The organism is Ruegeria sp. CRTD044 (assembly GCF_059613485.1).
The window spans coordinates 150,616-169,502 of the sequence record NZ_JBXWSP010000019.1; the positions used below are offsets into that span (position 1 = coordinate 150,616).

Consider the following 18,887-nt stretch of genomic DNA (forward strand, 5'->3'; position numbering starts at 1 on the left):
CGTAAGTCAGCCTGTACAGGTAGTGCGCAAGGCAGAACCATTCTGCCTTGCGCAATCATTTCGGATCAGGTGCCCGATTTGATCTTGGTCCACAGACGGGTCACGACCCGCTGCGTTTTGGCCGGGTAAGGCGTGGTGATGTAGAGGTTCTGCATCGTGGCATCATCCGGGTAGATCGCCGGATCGCCGATCACGTCTTCTTCCAGAAACTCCTGCGACGCCTTGTTGCCGTTGGCGTAGTAGACGTAGTTCGACGCCGCCGCCATGTTGTTGGCATCCAGGATGAAGTTCAGGAATTTATGCGCGCCGTCCGGGTTGGGTGCATCCACCGGAATGGCCATCTGGTCGAACCACATCAGCGAGCCTTCGGCGAACGGATGGTATTCGATGGTCACACCGTTGTCGGCCTCATCCGCCCGGTCGCGGGCTTGCAGAATGTCGCCCGACCAGCCCACGGCCACGCAGATGTCCCCATTGGCCAGCGCATTGATGTATTCCGAGCTGTGAAACTTCTGGATATAGGGACGCACGCCCGTCAGCACTTCTTCGGTCTTGGCGATCACATCGGTGTCATGGCTGTCCGGGTCTTCGCCAATGTACTGGAGTACCATGGGAATAATCTCAGACGGCGCATCCAGAAAATGGACGCCGCATGCGGCCAGCTTTTCCATGTTCTCGGGCTTCAGCACCAGGTCCATGCTGTTCAAGGGCGCATCGTCGCCCAGCACTTCCTTGACCTTGTCGACATTCACGCCCAGCCCCGTGGTGCCCCACATGTAGTTGATCGAATAGGCGTTGTCCGGGTCATATCCTGCCGTACGCTCTTGGATCACGTCCCAGAGGTTAACTGCATTGGGCAGCTTGGACATGTCCAGTTTCTGGAAGGCTCCAGCCTGGATCTGGCGCTGAAGGAAGGTGCCCGACGGCACCACCACATCGTAACCGGAACCCCCGGCCAGCATCTTGGTTTCCAAAACCTCGTTGCTGTCGAACACATCGTAAATCAGGGTCAGACCCGTCTCTTCTTGGAATTTGCTCAGCAACTCCTCGTCGATGTAGTCCGACCAGTTGTATACACGCACCTCTTCCGCAACAGCGGCCGACGTCCCCAATGCGACAATTGCCGTCATCGTCAGCGTTTTGATTTTCATTTTCTTCTCCCTGCAAGTGTACGGGCATTTTCCCGTTTTTTTGGATTTGATCAAGTTTTGCGTTTTTCCTCGATACGTCGTATGGTTTCACGGGGCAAGAAACCTGACAAGCCGGGAGCATTGGGATCGGGGTGAACCAATTGGATTTGATCAAAAATAAGGCATCTGCTGCAGTGACCCAGACCGAAAAACGACCAGCACATGAACAGGTGTACCAGACACTGAAGTCGCAGATCATGTTCGGCGATCTGGTGCCGGGACAACCGGTCACGATCCAGGGCCTGACCGATTCGCTGGGCGTGGGCATGACCCCGGTGCGCGAGGCCATCCGGCGCCTGATCTCGGACGGTGCGCTGATCTTTCAGGGCAACCGGCGGGTCAGCGTTCCCCTGCTGACTGCAACTGACGTAGAACAGATGATTTTCGCCAGAAATGCCGTAGAATCAGAGCTTTCCCGGCGCGCGGCAGTCAACATGACCACGGCAGATATCGACCAGCTTGAAAAGATCGACGAACAGCTGGATCGCACGATCGCCGACGGGGACGTTGGCGGCTATCTTCGCCTGAACCACGCATTCCACGAAAAACTCTATGACCACGCCGGCGCGCCGATTCTAAAGGATCTGGCCGAGCGCCTGTGGCTGCGATTCGGCCCGTCCTTGCGCGTCGTCTGCGGGCGCTTCGGCACCCAGAGCCTTCCGGACCGGCACAAGGACATCATCGATGCCCTGCGCGCCAGCGACGCTGAAAAAGTCGCAAAAGCAACGACCCAGGATATCGAACAGGGCATGGAACTGATGGCCGAGGCGCTGGCGACCGAATAGGTCAGCGCGATTCGATTGACAGAAAAAAATTTGATCATATTGTGACGGCAACCGCTGTTTCAGGAGTAGAGACCGATGTCGACCATCACCAACCACATGCCGACCGCCGAATTGCAGGCTCTGGACGCGGCGCATCACCTTCACCCATTTTCGGCCAACGGCGCACTGGGCAAGGAGGGCGCACGCGTCATCACTCGTGCCAAAGGCGTTTATCTGACCGACAGCGAGGGCGAAGAGATCCTGGATGCCATGGCCGGTCTGTGGTGCGTGAACGTCGGCTATGGCCGCGACGAACTGGCCGAAGTGGCGGCGCGCCAGATGCGCGAACTGCCCTACTACAACACCTTCTTCAAAACGACCCATGTCCCGGCCATCGCGCTGGCGGCCAAGCTGGCCGAGTTGGCGCCGGGTGACCTGAACCATGTCTTCTTCGCCGCCGGCGGGTCCGAGGCCAATGACACCAACATCCGTCTGGTCCGCACCTATTGGGCGGAAAAGGGCCATCCGAACAAGAACATCATCATCAGCCGCCACAACGCCTATCACGGGTCAAGTGTGGGGTCGGCCTCGCTGGGCGGCATGGCCGGCATGCACGCGCAGGGCGGCATCCCGATCCCGAACATCCACCACATCAACCAGCCCAACTGGTGGGCCGAGGGCGGCGACATGACCCCCGAGGAGTTCGGCCTGGCCCGTGCACGCGAGCTGGAAGAGGCGATCTTGGAACTGGGCGAAGACCGCGTCGCGGCCTTCATCGCCGAGCCGGTCCAGGGGGCGGGCGGCGTAATCGTCGCGCCCGACACCTACTGGCCGGAAATCCAGCGCATCTGCGACAAGTACGACATCCTGCTGATCGCCGACGAGGTGATCTGCGGCTTTGGTCGCACCGGCAACTGGTTCGGCTCGCAGACCATGAACATCCGCCCGCACATTATGACCATCGCCAAGGGGCTCAGCTCGGGTTATGCGCCCATCGGTGGCTCGATCGTCAATGACGAGATCGCCGAGGTGATCGGCGGGACCGAGTTCAACCACGGCTATACCTATTCGGGTCACCCGGTCGCGGCGGCCGTTGCGCTGGAAAACCTGCGCATTCTGGAAGAAGAGAAGATCGTCGAGCATGTGCGCGATGTCGCGGCCCCCTATCTGAAACAGAAATGGGAGGCGCTGGTCAATCACCCGCTGGTCGGCGAGGCCAAGATCGTGGGCATGATGGCCTCGATCGCGCTGACGCCGGACAAGGCCAGCCGGGCCAAGTTTGCCTCCGATCCGGGCACGGTCGGGTACATCTGCCGCGATCGCTGCTTTGCCAACAACCTGATCATGCGCCATGTGGGCGACCGGATGATCATCTCGCCGCCGCTGATCCTGACCCCGGCCGATATCGACGAGATGTTCGTGCGCATCTACAAGTCGCTGGACGAGGCGCAAGCCGAGATCATCGCCCAAGGCTTGATGAAAGCGGCCTCGTGAATTCAGGAAAATATCGGAAATGGGCGGTCCGGCAGGGCCGCCCTTTTTCGTTCAACGCATCCGTTCCAGCAATTGCACGGTTGCGTACCCATCCGGCAAAAGACCACGCGCCATCTGATAGGCCCGCAGCGCATTGATGGTGTTCGGACCGATCCGCCCGTCGATGGCCTGCGTGTCGAACCCGGCCAGGGTCAGGCGCAGTTGCAGTTCCTTGCGTTCGGCAAAGCTCAGCACCCGTTCACCGCGCGGCCAGCTTGCGCGGAACGGGCCTTGCCCGGCCAGCCGGTCTGACAGGTGGCCGATGCCGATCACATAGGCATCGGCGCCGTTGTAGCGCTCAATCACGCTGAAATTGTCAAAGATCATCAAGGCCACGCCACCGCTGCCGGCCGGCAGCAGGATCGAGGCGGGTCCAAAATCTGCGATGCCACCGCCGTTTGCAGCGCGGACGCCGCGTGCGGCCCATTCCGAGGGCAGCAGACTAACGTCCCGACTGGCGCTGGCATAGTCGAAACCTTTCGGCAAACGCACCTCGACCGCCCAGGGCTGACCTTTGGTCCACCCGAACTTGGCAAGGTAGGCGGCAGCGGACGCAAGCGCATCCGTAGGATCGTCCGACCAGATGTCGCGGCGTCCGTCGCCGTCGAAGTCAACCGCATGCTCCAGGTATGAGGTCGGCATGAATTGCGTGTGCCCCATGGCACCCGCCCAACTGCCCGTCATTCGGTCCGAGGTGATGTCGCCGGCCTGCACGATTTGCAATGCCGCCAGCAACTGCGTTTCAAAAAACTGCGCACGCCGCCCGTCATGGGCAAGCGTTGCAAGCGATCGGATTGTCTGACTGCTGCCCCGATACGTGCCGTAGGACGTTTCCAGCCCCCAGACCGCGACCACCACCTCTTTTTCGACCCCGTACCGGGCTTCGATCCGGTCCAGCGTATCGTTGTACCGCACCAGCGCCTTGCGCCCATTCGCGATGCGCAGGTCTGACACCGCCGAATCCAGATACTCCCAGATCGGTTTCGAAAACTCGGCCTGACTGCGATCGCGCTTGATGGCGTCGGTGTCATAGGTCAGGCCGGACAATGACCGGTCCAGGACCTGTGGCCGGATACCTGCCGCAACTGCCCGGTGCCGGAAGGCGTTCAACCAGGTCTCGAAGCTGGTGTTGCCTTCGACGACCACCCGGTGCATGCCCGTGGTCGGCCTTGGCACCGGCCGGATCGAAACCGTCAGATCGGCCGACGCCAACTGGATCGAATCCAGCGCCGGTCTGATCTGTGGTCGTTTGGTTGTATTCGAAGTCTCCGCCTGCAAGATGGATGCCCAAAACGCGGCGGCCACAAAGCCACACACATATTTCATGATTCAGGTTTTCCTGATTACTGCTCGCGGACAGGGTACCCCAGATTGCGCAAATCACAAAGCGCTCAAGACTGGCTCTCTTGATCTTTTGCTTCACGCTCGGCCCGGATCTTGGCCAGGGCCTCGCGCAGTAAAGGTACCCGGTTGGGGCGGAAACTGTCCTCGGTGACGGACATTGAACGCATCCGGTCCAACCGAAACACGCGAAAATCCCGCCTCAGATGGCACCAACTGAGAAGCACGCTGGCATGATCCATGTACACGATGCTCAGTGGGCTCACGCGGCGCTGCGTGTCGTCACCTTTCGCGTCGGTATAGTCGAACTCGACCACACGCTCGTCCCACGTCGCCTGCCGCAGGTCGGCAACTTCTATGCTGGGTGCGGCGGGACGGTCGAACCGGGTGGCGGTCAGGACTGCGTGGCTTAGGCGGTGGGATTGGCGGTGGGGCAGCCGGCCCTGCAATTTGCGTAGTGCCGCGCCAGCGGCGTCGGACAGAGCCGGGTCTCCGATCAGTTGCACCTCGCGCAGGCCAAGAACCAGCGCCTCCAACTCGTCATCGGTGAATCCCAGCGGCGGCAGTGTCGCGTCTTCGATCAGGGTAAACCCGAACCCGGCCTCGCCATCAATGACTGCACCGAGACCACGCAGGGCGTCGATGTCGCGATGCACCGTGCGGGCCGAAACCCCCAGATCCTGCGCCAACTGCGCCGAGGTCTTGGGCGACGGGCCAGACCGCAAGGCCTGCATCAATTGGAACAGTCGGGCGGTTCGGGACATGATGTCATTCAATCTAAACCTATTGACAGAAACTGTCATTAGCTCGCGTTAGACCGGCGGCACCCCAATTTCGGAGCCCAATTATGTTGACCCTTCTTACCTACCCTTCCGCCTTCGGACTTTTCAGCGCCAGCCCCTTTTGCGTCAAAACCGCCTATATGCTGCAGCTGGCCGGGCTGCACTGGCGCCGCTCGGACATGGTTGATCCGCGTCAGATGCCGCACAGCAAGTTGCCGGTTTTGCGCACACCCGAACGCCTGGTGCCGGACAGCGACCAGATTCGCGACTGGCTGGAAGCGCAGGGCGCCGAATTCGACCGAGGCCTGAACGATGTGCAAAAGGGCCAGTCCCGCGCGTTGATCCGCATGGCCGAGGAACATCTGTATTTCCAGATTGTCATGGACCGCTGGGCCAACGACGAGGTTTGGCCAGTTCTGCGCGACACCTTCTTCTATGAGATTCCCCGAATCGTCCGACGCCCGATCTCGAACTCGGTCCGTAAATCGGTCTTGAAAGGCCTTCGGTCGCAAGGGATCGGACGCTTCTCCGAGGCCGAACGGATGGCACGGTTCGAACGCGACCTCGAGGCGATCTCAGCCTATCTGTGGCAGGCGCCTTATCTTTTGGGGGATCACCCCACTTCGGCCGACCTCAGCGTCGGCCCGATGCTGGCTGCGATGCGGGCCACTCCGGCCGATACCCGGCTGACCCGGCGCATCAAACAGGATACGCTGCTGAACAGTTATGTTGACCGGATGGAACAGGCGATCCCCCTGCCATGAGGAGTTTCGATGACCCCAACGTGGCGTCTGCCTACGAGGCATTCGCCGCGGATACCAGGCGCGGAGCTCTGGTTTTGCGCGATCTGGTCCTCGCCACCGCGCAGGAACTTCAGCCGGCGGTTTCGGTGACCGAGGCTCTGCGATGGGGCCAGCCGGCCTATCTGAGCCCCAAGGGCACGACAATCAGGCTGGGCGGGCACACGTCCGCCCGGTTTGCCCTGTTTGTCCACTGCCAGACCCGGCTTATCGGTGAGTTTACCTCGGCCTTTCCCGGCGCTGACAGGATTGACGGCAATCGCGCCATCCTGTTCGACGAGGTCGGACAGATCGACCCCGTCAGGCATGGATGGCTGATCGCCCGGGCGTTGACCTATCACCGCTGACGGCGCTTGCGCTCGACCTTGCGCTTGATCTTGTCCTTCTTGCGCTTGGTGCTGACCGCCTTGCGCCGTGTCGGACGACCCGACTTGCCACGACCGCCGCCGCGCGGCATGGCCTGATCTTCGATCGACAGCAGCTCCAACTCCAGCCCGCCAGTTACCGGCGTGGCCTCGGTCAGGCGCACGGTGACGCGCTGGCCGATGGCGATGGTCAGGCCGGTATCGACTCCCATCAGGGTGCCAGCCTCGGCGTCGAAGTGGAAAAACTCGCGCCCCAGTGACCGCACCGGCACCAGCCCGTCGGCCCCGGTTTCGTCCAGTTTGACAAAGGTCCCGAACCGGGCGATGCCGCTGATGCGGCCGGTGAACTCGTTGCCGACACGCTCGCTCAGATAGGCCGCCAGATAGCGGTCGGTCGTGTCGCGCTCGGCCATCATCGAGCGGCGCTCGGTGTCCGAGATGTGGGTGGCAATCTCCTCCAGACGCTCGATCTCGTCGGCGGTCAGACCGTCCTTGCCCCAGCCATGGGCCGAGATCAGCGCCCGGTGCACGATCAGGTCGGCATAGCGGCGGATGGGCGAGGTGAAATGCGCGTAGTTGCGCAGCGCCAGCCCGAAATGGCCAAAGTTTTCGGGGCTGTAATAGGCCTGCGCCATCGACCGCAAGGTGCTGAGATTGATCAGCTCGGCATCCTCGGTGCCGGCGGCGGCATTCAACAGCGCGTTCAGGTGACGGGTCTGCAGCACCTGCCCCTTGGCCAGATTCAGCCCGGCGGCCTGCGCCGTCTCGCGCAGGCTTTCCAGCTTTTCGGGCGCGGGTTCCTCGTGCACCCGGAACAGAAGCGGGCTGCGCTTGGCGATCAGCGTCTCGGCCGCGGCCACGTTGGCCAGAATCATGAATTCCTCGATCAGCCGGTGCGCATCCAGCCGTTCGCGGAAGGCCACGCTTTCGACCTCGCCCTTGTCGTTCAGCACGATCTTGCGTTCAGGCAGGTCTAGGTCCAGCGGCTGGCGTTCGTTGCGGGCCGTCTTCAGCGCGCCATATGCGGCATAGAGCGGCTTCAGAACGCTCTCCAGCAGCGGGCCGGTCCGGTCATTGGGGGTGCCGTCGATAGCCTCCTGCACCTCGGCATAATGCAGAGACGCGGCCGAGCGCATCAGCCCCCGCACAAAGCGGTGGTCGATCTTGTTGCCGTTTGCATCGATCCGCATCCGCACCGCGATACAGGCGCGCGGCACGCCTTCGTGCAGCGAACACAGATCGCCCGACAGACGGTCGGGCAGCATCGGCACCACGCGGTCAGGGAAATAGGTTGAATTGCCCCGCTTGCGCGCCTCGCGGTCCAGCGCACTGCCGGGGCGCACATAGGCGGCCACATCGGCAATGGCGACCCAGATCACATGACCGCCCGGGTTTTTCGGGTCGTCATCGGCATGGGCATAGCAGGCGTCGTCATGGTCGCGCGCGTCCGATGGGTCGATGGTCAGCAGAGGGATGTCCCGCAGATCCTCCCGCCCTTTCAGCCCGACGGGCTTGGCCCGGTCGGCCTCGGCGATCACGTCATCGGGAAAATCATCCGGGATGCCGTGCTGGTGGATCGCGATCAGCGACACCGCCTTGGGCGCGGACGGATCGCCCAGCCGCTCGACGATGCGCGCACGCGGCAGCCCCATACGATTTTTCGGCCCCGCCTGCTCGGCCTCGACCAATTCGCCATCCTTGGCGCCCAATGCCGCGTCTTCGGCCACCAGCCATTCGGTCGATCCGGCCTTGTCGATGGGCACGATCCGCCCGCCCTCGGCGCCCTTGCGGAAAATCCCCACGACCCGGCGTGGATTGGCGCCGATGCGGCGGATCAGGCGGGCCTCGTAATTGTGGTCTTCTTCATGCACCTGGGTCAGCCGGGCCAGGATGCGGTCACCCTCACCCAGCGCCGGGTCGCTGGCGCGGGATATGATCAGCACGATCGGCTCGACCCCTTCGCCATGCCATTCCAGCGGCCGCGCGAACAGGTCGCCATCGGCATTCGGCGCCTTGACCTGCAGCACGCTGACCGGCGGCAGGCGGTCCGGGTCGCGATAGCTGCGCTTGCGCTTTTCAAGATGCCCCTCGGCCTCAAGCTCTTTGAGGATCCGTTTCAGGTCGATCCGGTCCGCGCCCTTGATGCCAAAGGCCTTGGCAATGTCGCGTTTCGAGGTGAGCGTGGGGTTCGCCGAGATCCAGTCGAGGATCTCCTGCTTGGTCGGTATGCGTTTCATGAGTTCCGCCTAGCACGCCGATACGACCGCGTCATGACCAAAAAGTGGCCGGGCGCATCAATCGCTCAGGCGAAATAGTCGGCCAGGATCCGGGCATAGATCGCCTTGAGCTGGCGGATCTGCTCGACCGGGACGGATTCGTCCACCTGATGCATGGTGCGTCCGACCAGGCCAAACTCGACCACGGGGCAGTGGTCCTTGATGAACCGCGCGTCCGAGGTGCCCCCGGTGGTGGACAGCTCGGGCCGACGGCCGGTCTCGGCCTCGACGGCCCGGGCGACCAGATCCGACAGTGGCCCCGGAGGGGTCAAGAAGCTTTCGCCCGAGACCTTGATCCGCGTGTCGATCTGCACGCCAAACTCGGCCGCCACGTCGGCCGCCTGCGCCGTCAGCCAGTCGCCGAGGCTGGCGCCCGAATGCAGGTCGTTGAACCGGATGTTCACCGCCCCACGGCAATGGGCGGGAATGACGTTGGTGGCCGCGTTGCCGGTATCCATCGTGACCACGGCCAGGGTCGAGGCGTCGAAGTGGTCCGTCCCCCGATCCAGCTCGTGACTGGCCAGCCGATCCATCAGCCGCGCCAGCGCGGGCAGCGGGTTCCTGGCGCGATGCGGATAGGCCGAATGGCCCTGTACGCCCGTCACCTCGAACCAGGCGGTCATCGACCCGCGACGCCCGATCTTCATCATCTCGCCCATCTCGTTGGGGCAGGTCGGCTCGCCCACCAGACAGACCGACATCCGCTCGTCCTGCGCCTGCATGTAGTCCAGCAGCGCGGTGGTTCCGTCCACCGCATCGCCTTCCTCATCCCCCGTGATCGTAAGGATGATCGCCCCGTCGGGCGGGGTGTCGCGCACAAAATCCACCGCGGCCGCGACAAAGGCCGCCACCCCCGATTTCATGTCGGTCGCGCCCCGGCCGTACAGAATGCCATCATGGATTTCCGCGCCGAAAGGCGGGCGGGTCCATGCGGCCTCGTCGCCCACCGGCACCACGTCGGTATGGCCGTTGAACCCGAAGCTGCGCGCATGCCCCTTGTCGCCCCACCGGGCAAACAGGTTGCAGACGCCGCCGCGGTCCACCCGCGTGCAGGTGAAACCGGCCCGCGTCAGGATATCTTCCAGCAGAACCAGCGCCCCGCCCTCCTCGGGTGTGACCGAGGGGCAACGGATCAGGTCTGCGGTCAGGTTTACGGGGTCGGTCATTCAGAGGCCTCGCAGGGTCGGCAGGATGTGGGTTCACGCACAGATTCAACGAATTGGCCGCAATGCCAACCCCGATCGGCGGTTTTCCGGTCGCCCAGCCTGAAAAAACGCCAAAAAGAAATCCCGGTCGATGACCTCGCGACGACCTTGCCGCACCATGGCAAATTGCGCTAGAGCGCCGCGAAACAGGTGAACCAGCCATGACGCGCGCCCTTTTCGCATTGATCTGCCTGACCTACGCGGTCTTTGCACAACACAGCCAAGCCGAAACCCTGACGGTCACGACGGTGGAGCGTCCTCCGTTCTCGTATGTGGACGAGGGCGAGGACACCGGCTTCTCTATGGACCTGCTGGCCGCGCTGGCTGAAGAACTGGGCTGGGAATACACGGTCGTTCGTGTCGACGCATTCGGGGACATGCTGTCAGCGGTCGAAAACCGCGAAGCCGACATGGCCATCGCGAACATTTCGATCACCGCAGGCCGTGAAGCCCGAATGGATTTCAGCCAGCCGATTTTCGAGGCCGGTCTTCAGATCATGGTACCATCAGACGCAGCGCGCAGCCCGTCCCTGATGCAGGCACTGCTGTCGCGCGAACTGTTCATCGCCATCGGGCTGGCCTTTGCCATCCTGCTGGGTGGCGGAATGCTGATGTGGGGATTCGAACGTCGGTCCCAACCCTATTTCGACCGCGACCTGAACGAGGCCTGGTTCCCATCCTTCTGGTGGGCATTGAATCTGGTGGTCAATGGCGGATTTGAAGAGCGGATGCCCCGGACCCCGTTCGGGCGAGTTCTGGGTGTGATCTTGGTCGTATCCTCGCTGTTCATCGTGTCGGTTTTCACCGCGCGGATCACCTCTGTCATGACGGTGGATGCGATCACCAGCAACATCAACTCGGTCAACGATCTGTACGGCAAACAGGTCGGGACAATCTCGGGTTCGACCGCAGCCAGTTTCCTGAACCGGCGCGAGGTCGAATTCACCGGGTACGAAGACCTGGATAGCATGTTGACTGCGTTCAGGGATGGGGACCTGGATGCCGTCGTGTTCGACGCACCGATCCTGTCGTATTTCGCTGCACATGAAGGCCGCAAGATTGCGGCGATGACCGGCGGCGTCTTCCTGCGCGAAAACTATGGCATGGTCTTCCCGACCGGGTCACCTCTGGTCGAGGATGTGAACCAGGCGCTTCTGGGCCTCCGCGAAGATGGCACCTATGACCAGATCTATCGCAAGTGGTTCGGCACGCGCCGCTAGGCGCCTTCGGGCTTGTCGCCGAAGAAGGGCGTCATCTGCGCAACAATAACCGCATTTTCCTCAAGCGCCCTCTGCATCAGAGCGCGTTCGTCGGGGTCGATCTCGTGCCCCTGCGCCTCGCGCTCGGCCAGGGTGCCATAGCCGGTCACGTCCAGCGGAGCCGTATCGGCCTGCTTGAGAATGGCCACGGTTTCGCGCACGGCCTCGGCCTCGTCCACGCCGCTGGCATAGCACATCAGCGCCGCGCCGGTGGCGCCTTCGGGCAGGCCGTCGCCATCCTTGCGGCCAATCTGGACCAACAGAGTATAGACCTGCTGGCGCGAGGGTTTCTTTTGCTTTTCCATGCCGTGGGCCTTAGCCGGGGGGCGGTCGATGGTCAAGCATGGCAGCTGGACGCGGTTCCCGGATGCCGTGTCGTTTTTTGACGCGCTCAAGCCCACCGTCCAGTCAGACTGGTCCCGAAAAACGACGGAGGACATCATGACCAAACGCGGCCGCTGCCTGTGCGGTGAAACCCGCTGGGAGTTTGAGGGCGCCGAGACCTGGAGCTGCTATTGCCATTGTGACGATTGCCGCCGCAATTGCGCCGCGCCCGTGGTCGCGTGGTTGGGCGTACCCTTGCGCAATTTCCGATGGACCGCCGCAACACCGCGTAGTTTCGCCAGTTCGAAAGGCGTCCAGCGGCATTTCTGCGCCACGTGTGGCTCTCCCATGGGGTTCGAGGCCGACCACTATGAGGGCGGGATGCACCTGTACGCGGCCTCGCTGGAAGACCCTTCGGACTTTGCGCCAACCTTTCACGTCAATTATCAAAGCAAGCTGCCCTGGCTGGATCTGCGCGATGACTTGCCGAAATACGAAAGCACCCTACTGCACGCGCCCGAGGATCTCGCCGACTACGAGGCGGGATAGGTCCGACCCTGCCAAACAAAAAAAGGCCGCGGACCAGAGCCGCGACCTTTGAGACGTCGAATAATATCTGCGATCAATCGCGCAGCAGCTCGTTGATCCCGGTCTTCGAGCGGGTCTTTTCATCCACCCGCTTCACGATCACCGCGCAGTACAGGTTGATCCCGTTCTTCGACGGCATCGAACCGGAGACCACCACCGAATAAGGCGGCACCTCGCCATAGAAGACCTCGCCCGACTCGCGGTCGACGATCTTGGTGGACTGGCCGATGTAGACGCCCATACCCAGAACCGAGCCTTCCCGGATGATGCAGCCCTCGACCACCTCGGAGCGGGCACCGATGAAGCAGTTGTCTTCGATGATGGTCGGACCGGCCTGCATGGGTTCCAGCACGCCGCCGATGCCGACGCCGCCCGACAGGTGCACGTTCTTGCCGATCTGCGCGCAGGACCCGACGGTGGCCCAGGTATCGACCATGGTGCCTTCGTCCACATAGGCGCCGAGGTTCACGAAAGACGGCATCAGTACCACGCCCGGCGCGATATAGGCCGACTTGCGCACCACGCAGTTGGGCACCGCACGGAAACCGGCCGCGCGCCACTGGTTCTCACCCCAGCCGACGAACTTGCTGTCGACCTTGTCCCACCAGCCGCCGTCCTGCGGGCCGCCGGACTGGATTTCCATGTCTTTGATGCGAAAGCCCAGCAAGACCGCCTTCTTGGCCCACTGGTTCACATGCCAGCTGCCATCGGCCTGCTTCTCCGCGACTCGCAGAGCGCCGCTGTCCAGCGCGTTCAGCGTGTCCTCGATCGCTTCGCGCTGTTCGCCGGTGGTGGCGGGCGTGATCGTGTCGCGGGCCTCCCATGCGGCCTCGATGGCGGTTTCCAGTTGGGCGTTGGACATGGGGTAACTCCGTGCTGACTCTCGTTTGGTTGGTGTTGCCTATATGAAAGCCGGGGCCAATGCGCAATGCGACGTTGGCGGGGCCATTTGCGGCCACCCGGCGCCAAAACCCGTCGGTCTCAGCTGGCGCGGCGGATATGGCGCACCAGAATCGCTGTGGCCGTGGCGGTATCGCGGCGCTTCATCGCCTGCACGATGGCGGCGTGGTCGGTGTCTTTCCGCTGGACCCAGCGGTGACGCCAATGGGCGAATAGATGGCGGGCGCTGGCGATGTGCAGATCGTCGATCGTATGCAGCAGGCGCGGCCGCGCGGAGGGTGTCAGGATCGCCCGATGAAAGGCGCGGTTCCGGGTTTCCCATGTGGGCATGTCCTGCGCCTCGTCGCAGGCGATGCGGGCCTTGTCGGCCGCCTTGAGATCCGCCGGTGTCAAATTCTGGATCGCATGTTGCAGGGCCAGCGATTCCAGGGCCACGCGCATCTCGATTACCTCGCGCACCTCGGCCGGGTCCAGCGCGGTGACGCGCATGCCGCGCCGTGGTTCGCTGTGAGCCAGACCATGCGCCTGGAGCCGCAACAGCGCCTCGCGCACTGGGACATGGCTGGTGTCGAACGCCCGCGCGATGTGGTCCTGCCGCAGTTTCTCACCCGCCGGCAGCTCGCCCGTGATGATGCGCTGGCTAAGCCGGTCATAGATGGAATCTGCGATCGTGGCGGTCATGGAATTTTATCTATAATCCCAAGGCCCGGCCCTCAAGGCGCAAATTGAGACGGTCAGAGGGTCAGGTGCGATATTGCCCCCGCAGACCAGAACCGCGACCCGTTCGCCCGGTTCCGGCGTGTAGACGCCCGAGGTCAGAGCCGCCAGGGCCGTCGCCCCCGCCGGCTCGACCAGAATGCGGTGCGCCTGCCACAGGCGCTGCTGCGCTTCGGCGATGGCGTCATCGCTGACCAGCACCGACGTCATCCCCTGCGTCAGCCCAAAGCAGATGTCGCCGATCCGCCGCGCACCCAGCGCGTTGGCGGCTATGCCGGAAACGGACACATCCACGGGCGTTCCGGCCTGCAATGCCGCGTTCAAGGCACATGAGGTTGCCGGCTCGACCGCAACGACCTTGCGCGCGCCCTGAAACCAGGCCAGCGCGCCCGCGATCAGCCCACCGCCGCCCACCGCCACCAATACGGTATCGGCCTGCAGGCCCTGGCTGTCCCATTCGGCGAAACAGGTGCCCTGCCCGGCCACCGTTGCCGGCGCGTCATAGGCATGGATCTGCATCGCGCCCGTGCGGGCCTCGTGTTCACGCGCCATCGACAGGGCATTGGCATATTCACCCGGCACGACGCTCAGATCGGCGCCGATCCGTTCGATCAGGGCGATTTTGGACGGACCGGCCATCTCGGGCACGAAGATCTTGGCCGGATGGCCCAGCGCCCGCGCGGCATAGGCCGCAGCCGCACCGTGATTCCCGCCCGACGCCGCCACCACTCCGGCCGCGGGCACATCCGTGCTCAGCAGGGTATTGAAGGCGCCGCGCGCCTTGAAACTGCCGGTGTGCTGGAAATGCTCCAGCTTCATCTCGACCGGCTGCGCCAGTCCCAGCGCGTCGCTTGTCATGACCGGTGTCACCTGCGCGTGGCCATTGATGCGTTCGGCTGCGGCCGAAATTTCAGTCTTCCAATCCATTCTCGTCTTTCCGTGACTGGCACTCTGCCCGCGAACCCTATAGCTGTTTGAAAAACACGCAAGCAGGGAACCCCCAGCAATGAGAGAAGACCGCCTCAGCCCTTTCCGCGATGCGCATACCGACCGCTCGACCGCAAGCGAAGTCCCCGACACGCCGCAGACACGCTCGCCCTCGTACCGGCTGGCCTTTGCCGATGACGATTTCCTGTGCCGCGAGGAACTGCGGCCCGTGCGTCTGCAACTGGAACTGCTGAAGCCCGAAATGATCATGGCCGAACGCCAGATCACGTCGACCATCGTGATGTTCGGTGGCGCGCGAATCCCGGAACCGGCCAAAAAGGACAGCGCCCGGACGGCCACGCTGGCCGGTCTGTCACAATACTATGACGAGGCGCGCGAATTCGCCCGCCTGATGACCGAGAAATCCAAGCAAAGCGGGTGCCGCGAGAATGTCATCGTCACCGGCGGTGGCCCCGGCGTGATGGAGGCCGGAAATCGCGGCGCCAAGGATGCCGGTGGCTGCTCGATCGGGCTGAACATCGTGCTGCCGCACGAGCAGGCGCCCAATGCCTATGTCACCCCCGAGCTGAGCTTCAATTTCCACTATTTCGCCATACGCAAGATGCATTTCCTGATGCGCGCCCGTGCGATCACCATCTTCCCCGGCGGGTTCGGCACGATGGATGAGTTGTTCGAGTCCCTCACCCTGATCCAGACCGGCCGGATGGAGCGCGTGCCGTTCCTGCTGTTCGGGCGCGAGTTCTGGGAGCGGGTGATCATTTGGGAAGCGCTGGCCGATGCCGGGACCATTTCCGAAGAGGATCTGGACCTGTTCCGCTTTGTCGATACAGCGCAGGAGGCGGTCGACATCATCGAGCGCTGGGAACCCGCCCCGCCGCGCGACGACATTCCGGGGCGCTGAGCGATGGCGCGCACCCCCAAGACCGGTGAGATGCTGCATCTGCGCGGCAATGCCCTGAGCAAAGGCGAACCGGTGGCGCTGCCGCTGACCCAAAGCAGCATGTTCCACCTGCCCGGCGCGCCGGACGGGCACCCGACCTATGGCCGTGTGGACAACCCGACCTGGACGCAGGTCGAGCATGTGCTGGCGCATCTCGAAGACGCACCCTGCCTGATCTTTCCGTCCGGCATGGGCGCGATTTCGGCCGCGTTGTTCGCCACCGTGCGGGCGGGGTCGCGCATCCTGATCCCGTCGGATGGGTATTATGTCACCCGCCTGCTGGCCGACCGGTTCCTCGCCCCGCTGGGCGTGTCGGTCGAAGAGCGCCCCACGACCGCATTTGCGCAGGGCGGATTCGACGGGTTCGATGTTGTCTTCGTCGAAAGCCCGTCCAACCCCGGGCTTGACATGATCGACTTGGCGCAGGTGGCCCGCGACGTGCGCGCCGCGGGTGGCATCACCATCGCCGACAACACGACGCTGACCCCGCTGGGACAGCGCCCGCTGGACCTGGGCATCGACATCGTCGTCGCCTCGGACACCAAGGCGATGGCCGGACACTCCGACCTGCTGATGGGCCATGTGGCAAGCCGGGATGCCAAGATCATGGAACGGGTCGAGGAATGGCGCCGCGTCTCGGGCGCGATCCCCGGCCCGCATGAAGCCTGGTTGCTGCATCGCGGGCTGGAGACGCTGGACGTTCGGTACGATCGCATGTGCAGCTCGGCGCAGGTTCTGGCCGAACGGCTGGCCGATCATCCGGCGGTCACGCAGATCCGCTATCCCGGCCTGCCGTCGGACCCGTCGCACGAGCTGGCCCGCGAACAGACTGCGCGGTTCGGTTTTCTGCTGACGATCACGCTGGCCTCGGAAGACCAGGCCGAACGGTTCATCAACGGCTGCCCGCTGTTGCGCCCGGCCACGTCCTTTGGCGGCGTGCACAGCTCGGCCGAGCGGCGCGCGCGCTGGGGGGATCAGGTCGATCCCGGCTTCGTGCGCCTGTCGGTCGGGTGCGAACCGGTGGACGAGCTGTGGCAGGCTCTGAACGACAGCCTGAATGCGCTGGCCTGAGCCTTATTTCTTGGGCTCGCGCAGTTCGGTGAAGACGTAGATCGGCAGCAGAACCCCGGCGATCAGGGCGCCCAGCCACACCAGCAGCGTCGCCGCCAGCAGGTTCGAGATGCCGCCCACGGTCAGCCCTGCGGCGACCAGATCGGTGATCAGCAGGCCCACGAAGGTGACCACCAGCGCGATGCCGCCCTTCAGCGCCGGCACGTTCTTTTCCCCGATCTTCAGGATCAATGGCTCGGCCACGACCTGAACCAGGGTGAACACGATCACCACCACGATGAAGGACACCGGCTTGATCGAAAAGCCGGTCAGCAACAGGCTGGCCAGCAACAGACCGATGGCATTGCCCGCCAACAGGGCCAGGGCCGACTTGATTCTGCGTGACATGCGTTTGACTCCATCCGCAACAGTTCGAAACATGCGGATACTATCAGGATGCCGGAATTTTTCGAGAAAATTCAACCTCCTCGGTATTCGGTCCTGTTGAAATTCCATGACACGACACAATCTGAAAGGTTAACTGCCAACAACATCCACTGGCGCAACCCATCAGAAACGAGAGATATATGAGCGACAATCCATATTCGGTGTTGGGCGTCTCGAAGGACGCCAGTGCCGCCGAAATCAAGAAAGCCTACCGGCGCATCGCCAAGGACTGCCACCCGGACCTCAAGCCCGGGGACGCCAAGGCCGAGGCCAAGTTCAAGGCCGCCGCCGCAGCCTATGACCTGCTGAAGGATCCCGAAACCCGGGCAAAATTCGACCGGGGCGAGATCGACGCCTCGGGCCAGGAGCGCCCGCAGCAGCAATACTACCGCGAATATGCCGAAACCGCGGGCAACCCCTATCGCGCGGGCGGCGGGGTCGAGGACGACGACATGTCGGACATCTTCGCCCAGTTCTTCGGCAACCGTGGCAACGGTGGCTTCAGCGGGGGGCGTGCGCGCGAGTTTCATGCGCCCGGTCACAACGTGAACTACAGCCTGCAGATCAGTTTCCTGGACGCGGTCTTTGGCGCCACGCAAAAGCTGACCCTGCCCAGTGGCGACCGGATCGAGGTGAAGATCCCCGCCGGCATCACCGACGGCCAGACCATCCGCCTGCGTGGCAAGGGTGCGCCGGGCTATGGCGAGGGGCCGCCGGGCGACGCGCTGGTCACGATCCGCGTGGCCGAACACCCGGTGTTCAAGCGCGAGGGCGACGACATCCGCATCACCCTGCCGATCACCATCGACGAGGCCGTTCTGGGCGGCAAGGTTCCCGCGCCCACGATCGACGGCCGCGTGAACGTGACCGTGCCCGAGGGCACAAGCAGCGGCAAGACCCTGCGCCTGCGGGGCAAGGGCGTCAGGAAACGCGGCTCGGACAAGCGCGGCGACCAGTTGATCGAGCTGAGCGTGGTGATGCCCGACAAGATCGACGACGAACTGAAGCAGTTCATGCAGAATTGGCGCAAGTCGCACAGCTATGACCCGCGGAAAGGAATGCCGGCATGACCCGTTCTCTGACCGAAGCCGAACTGATCGAAGCCGTCCAGAACCTGACATCAGAGCGGTTGTCCCGGTTCCTGTCCGCCCGGATCGTGATCCCGCGCCAGTCCGACCAGGGGCTGGTCTATGAGCGGCTCGACATGGCCCGCCTGCAACTGGCCTGCGAGTTGGACGACCAGTACGAGATGGAGCCCGACGCCCTGTCGATGGTGCTGTCGCTGATCGACCAGATGCACGGCCTGCGGGCCGAACTGCGCGAGGTGCTGCGCGCCATCGACGCCCAACCCGACCCGGTGCGCAGCCAGCTGGTCGAACGGATCGGAACAGCGCGGTTCCGCCGCAGCTAGGGTCTGCGTGCAAGGCAGGTTAGCCCTTCTGGAGTCGGTGGTTTTGC

20 protein-coding genes are annotated in these 18,887 nt (G+C 63.3%); 10 read left to right on the plus strand and 10 right to left on the minus strand.

The annotated features are described in order from the left end of the window. Positions 1–65 precede the first annotated feature (65 nt). Positions 66–1,151 (minus strand): polyamine ABC transporter substrate-binding protein, encoded by a 1,086-nt coding sequence (locus tag AC2FNL_RS16985; RefSeq protein ID WP_170588561.1) that lies wholly within the window; start codon positions 1,149–1,151, stop codon positions 66–68. A 140-nt stretch (positions 1,152–1,291) separates the two neighbouring features. Between AC2FNL_RS16985 and AC2FNL_RS16990 the strand changes: the two genes are divergently transcribed. Both AC2FNL_RS16990 and AC2FNL_RS16995 read left to right on the plus strand, forming a co-directional pair. Further along, positions 1,292–1,975 (plus strand): GntR family transcriptional regulator, encoded by a 684-nt coding sequence (locus AC2FNL_RS16990; protein ID WP_093964408.1) that lies wholly within the window; start codon positions 1,292–1,294, stop codon positions 1,973–1,975. A 75-nt stretch (positions 1,976–2,050) separates the two neighbouring features. After that, positions 2,051–3,448: an aspartate aminotransferase family protein gene (locus tag AC2FNL_RS16995; RefSeq protein ID WP_496834424.1), complete on the plus strand. Its 1,398-nt coding sequence runs from the start codon at positions 2,051–2,053 to the stop codon at positions 3,446–3,448. 51 nt (positions 3,449–3,499) lie between these two features. On the opposite strand, the gene AC2FNL_RS17000 is transcribed toward AC2FNL_RS16995, so the two are convergent. Both AC2FNL_RS17000 and AC2FNL_RS17005 read right to left on the minus strand, forming a co-directional pair. Continuing rightward, complete coding sequence (locus AC2FNL_RS17000; protein ID WP_170341246.1) at positions 3,500–4,813, minus strand: lytic murein transglycosylase; 1,314 nt, start codon at positions 4,811–4,813, stop codon at positions 3,500–3,502. A 65-nt stretch (positions 4,814–4,878) separates the two neighbouring features. Further along, complete coding sequence (locus tag AC2FNL_RS17005; protein WP_093964219.1) at positions 4,879–5,592, minus strand: helix-turn-helix transcriptional regulator; 714 nt, start codon at positions 5,590–5,592, stop codon at positions 4,879–4,881. An 83-nt stretch (positions 5,593–5,675) separates the two neighbouring features. Between AC2FNL_RS17005 and AC2FNL_RS17010 the strand changes: the two genes are divergently transcribed. Next, the gene (locus tag AC2FNL_RS17010; protein WP_496834426.1) at positions 5,676–6,374 is read left to right on the plus strand and encodes a glutathione S-transferase family protein; all 699 of its coding nucleotides are present in this window, start codon (positions 5,676–5,678) and stop codon (positions 6,372–6,374) included. Beyond that, positions 6,371–6,757, plus strand: a complete 387-nt coding sequence (locus AC2FNL_RS17015; protein WP_170364210.1) for a DUF1801 domain-containing protein — start codon at positions 6,371–6,373, stop codon at positions 6,755–6,757. Before AC2FNL_RS17010 ends, AC2FNL_RS17015 begins: the two co-directional genes overlap by 4 nt. Here the strand turns inward: AC2FNL_RS17015 and rnr are convergent. Together rnr and dapE are read right to left on the minus strand one after the other, a co-directional pair. After that, complete coding sequence (gene rnr, locus AC2FNL_RS17020; protein ID WP_496834428.1) at positions 6,748–9,012, minus strand: ribonuclease R; 2,265 nt, start codon at positions 9,010–9,012, stop codon at positions 6,748–6,750. The two genes, AC2FNL_RS17015 and rnr, sit on opposite strands and share 10 nt — an antisense overlap. A 65-nt stretch (positions 9,013–9,077) precedes the next feature. Next, on the minus strand, positions 9,078–10,217 hold the full coding sequence (gene dapE, locus AC2FNL_RS17025; protein WP_496834429.1) for a succinyl-diaminopimelate desuccinylase: 1,140 nt from the start codon (positions 10,215–10,217) through the stop codon (positions 9,078–9,080). 200 nt (positions 10,218–10,417) lie between these two features. Between dapE and AC2FNL_RS17030 the strand changes: the two genes are divergently transcribed. Then, positions 10,418–11,476 (plus strand): transporter substrate-binding domain-containing protein, encoded by a 1,059-nt coding sequence (locus AC2FNL_RS17030; protein WP_170341235.1) that lies wholly within the window; start codon positions 10,418–10,420, stop codon positions 11,474–11,476. On the opposite strand, the gene AC2FNL_RS17035 is transcribed toward AC2FNL_RS17030, so the two are convergent. After that, complete coding sequence (locus tag AC2FNL_RS17035) at positions 11,473–11,820, minus strand: DUF8846 family protein (protein ID WP_093964213.1); 348 nt, start codon at positions 11,818–11,820, stop codon at positions 11,473–11,475. The genes AC2FNL_RS17030 and AC2FNL_RS17035 overlap by 4 nt on opposite strands. On the opposite strand from AC2FNL_RS17035, the gene AC2FNL_RS17040 reads away from it, so the two are divergent. Then, positions 11,819–12,388, plus strand: coding sequence for a GFA family protein (locus AC2FNL_RS17040; protein WP_496834430.1), 570 nt, complete (start codon positions 11,819–11,821; stop codon positions 12,386–12,388). The genes AC2FNL_RS17035 and AC2FNL_RS17040 overlap by 2 nt on opposite strands. Positions 12,389–12,461: 73 nt before the next feature. Here AC2FNL_RS17040 and dapD read toward each other — a convergent pair whose 3' ends face one another. From dapD to AC2FNL_RS17055, 3 genes are all read right to left on the minus strand, one after another. Next, complete coding sequence (gene dapD, locus AC2FNL_RS17045; RefSeq protein ID WP_170341233.1) at positions 12,462–13,289, minus strand: 2,3,4,5-tetrahydropyridine-2,6-dicarboxylate N-succinyltransferase; 828 nt, start codon at positions 13,287–13,289, stop codon at positions 12,462–12,464. A 119-nt stretch (positions 13,290–13,408) separates the two neighbouring features. Beyond that, complete coding sequence (locus AC2FNL_RS17050; RefSeq protein ID WP_496834431.1) at positions 13,409–14,008, minus strand: GntR family transcriptional regulator; 600 nt, start codon at positions 14,006–14,008, stop codon at positions 13,409–13,411. 6 nt (positions 14,009–14,014) lie between these two features. Further along, positions 14,015–14,971, minus strand: coding sequence for a threonine/serine dehydratase (locus tag AC2FNL_RS17055; protein WP_496834432.1), 957 nt, complete (start codon positions 14,969–14,971; stop codon positions 14,015–14,017). Positions 14,972–15,050: 79 nt separating this feature from the next. On the opposite strand from AC2FNL_RS17055, the gene AC2FNL_RS17060 reads away from it, so the two are divergent. Together AC2FNL_RS17060 and AC2FNL_RS17065 are read left to right on the plus strand one after the other, a co-directional pair. Continuing rightward, entirely contained in the window at positions 15,051–15,893 is an 843-nt protein-coding gene (locus AC2FNL_RS17060; RefSeq protein WP_496834433.1) for an LOG family protein, read from the plus strand. A 3-nt stretch (positions 15,894–15,896) separates the two neighbouring features. Next, the gene (locus AC2FNL_RS17065) at positions 15,897–17,003 is read left to right on the plus strand and encodes a cystathionine gamma-lyase (RefSeq protein ID WP_496834435.1); all 1,107 of its coding nucleotides are present in this window, start codon (positions 15,897–15,899) and stop codon (positions 17,001–17,003) included. A 3-nt stretch (positions 17,004–17,006) separates the two neighbouring features. Here the strand turns inward: AC2FNL_RS17065 and AC2FNL_RS17070 are convergent, their stop codons facing one another. Beyond that, the gene (locus tag AC2FNL_RS17070; protein WP_093964407.1) at positions 17,007–17,390 is read right to left on the minus strand and encodes a hypothetical protein; all 384 of its coding nucleotides are present in this window, start codon (positions 17,388–17,390) and stop codon (positions 17,007–17,009) included. Positions 17,391–17,569: 179 nt separating this feature from the next. On the opposite strand from AC2FNL_RS17070, the gene AC2FNL_RS17075 reads away from it, so the two are divergent. Then, entirely contained in the window at positions 17,570–18,499 is a 930-nt protein-coding gene (locus AC2FNL_RS17075; protein ID WP_496834437.1) for a DnaJ C-terminal domain-containing protein, read from the plus strand. Continuing rightward, a complete protein-coding gene (locus AC2FNL_RS17080) occupies positions 18,496–18,840 on the plus strand; it encodes a hypothetical protein (RefSeq protein ID WP_093964205.1) in 345 nt (114 codons plus the stop codon). Before AC2FNL_RS17075 ends, AC2FNL_RS17080 begins: the two co-directional genes overlap by 4 nt. The last annotated feature ends 47 nt before the right edge of the window (positions 18,841–18,887 follow it).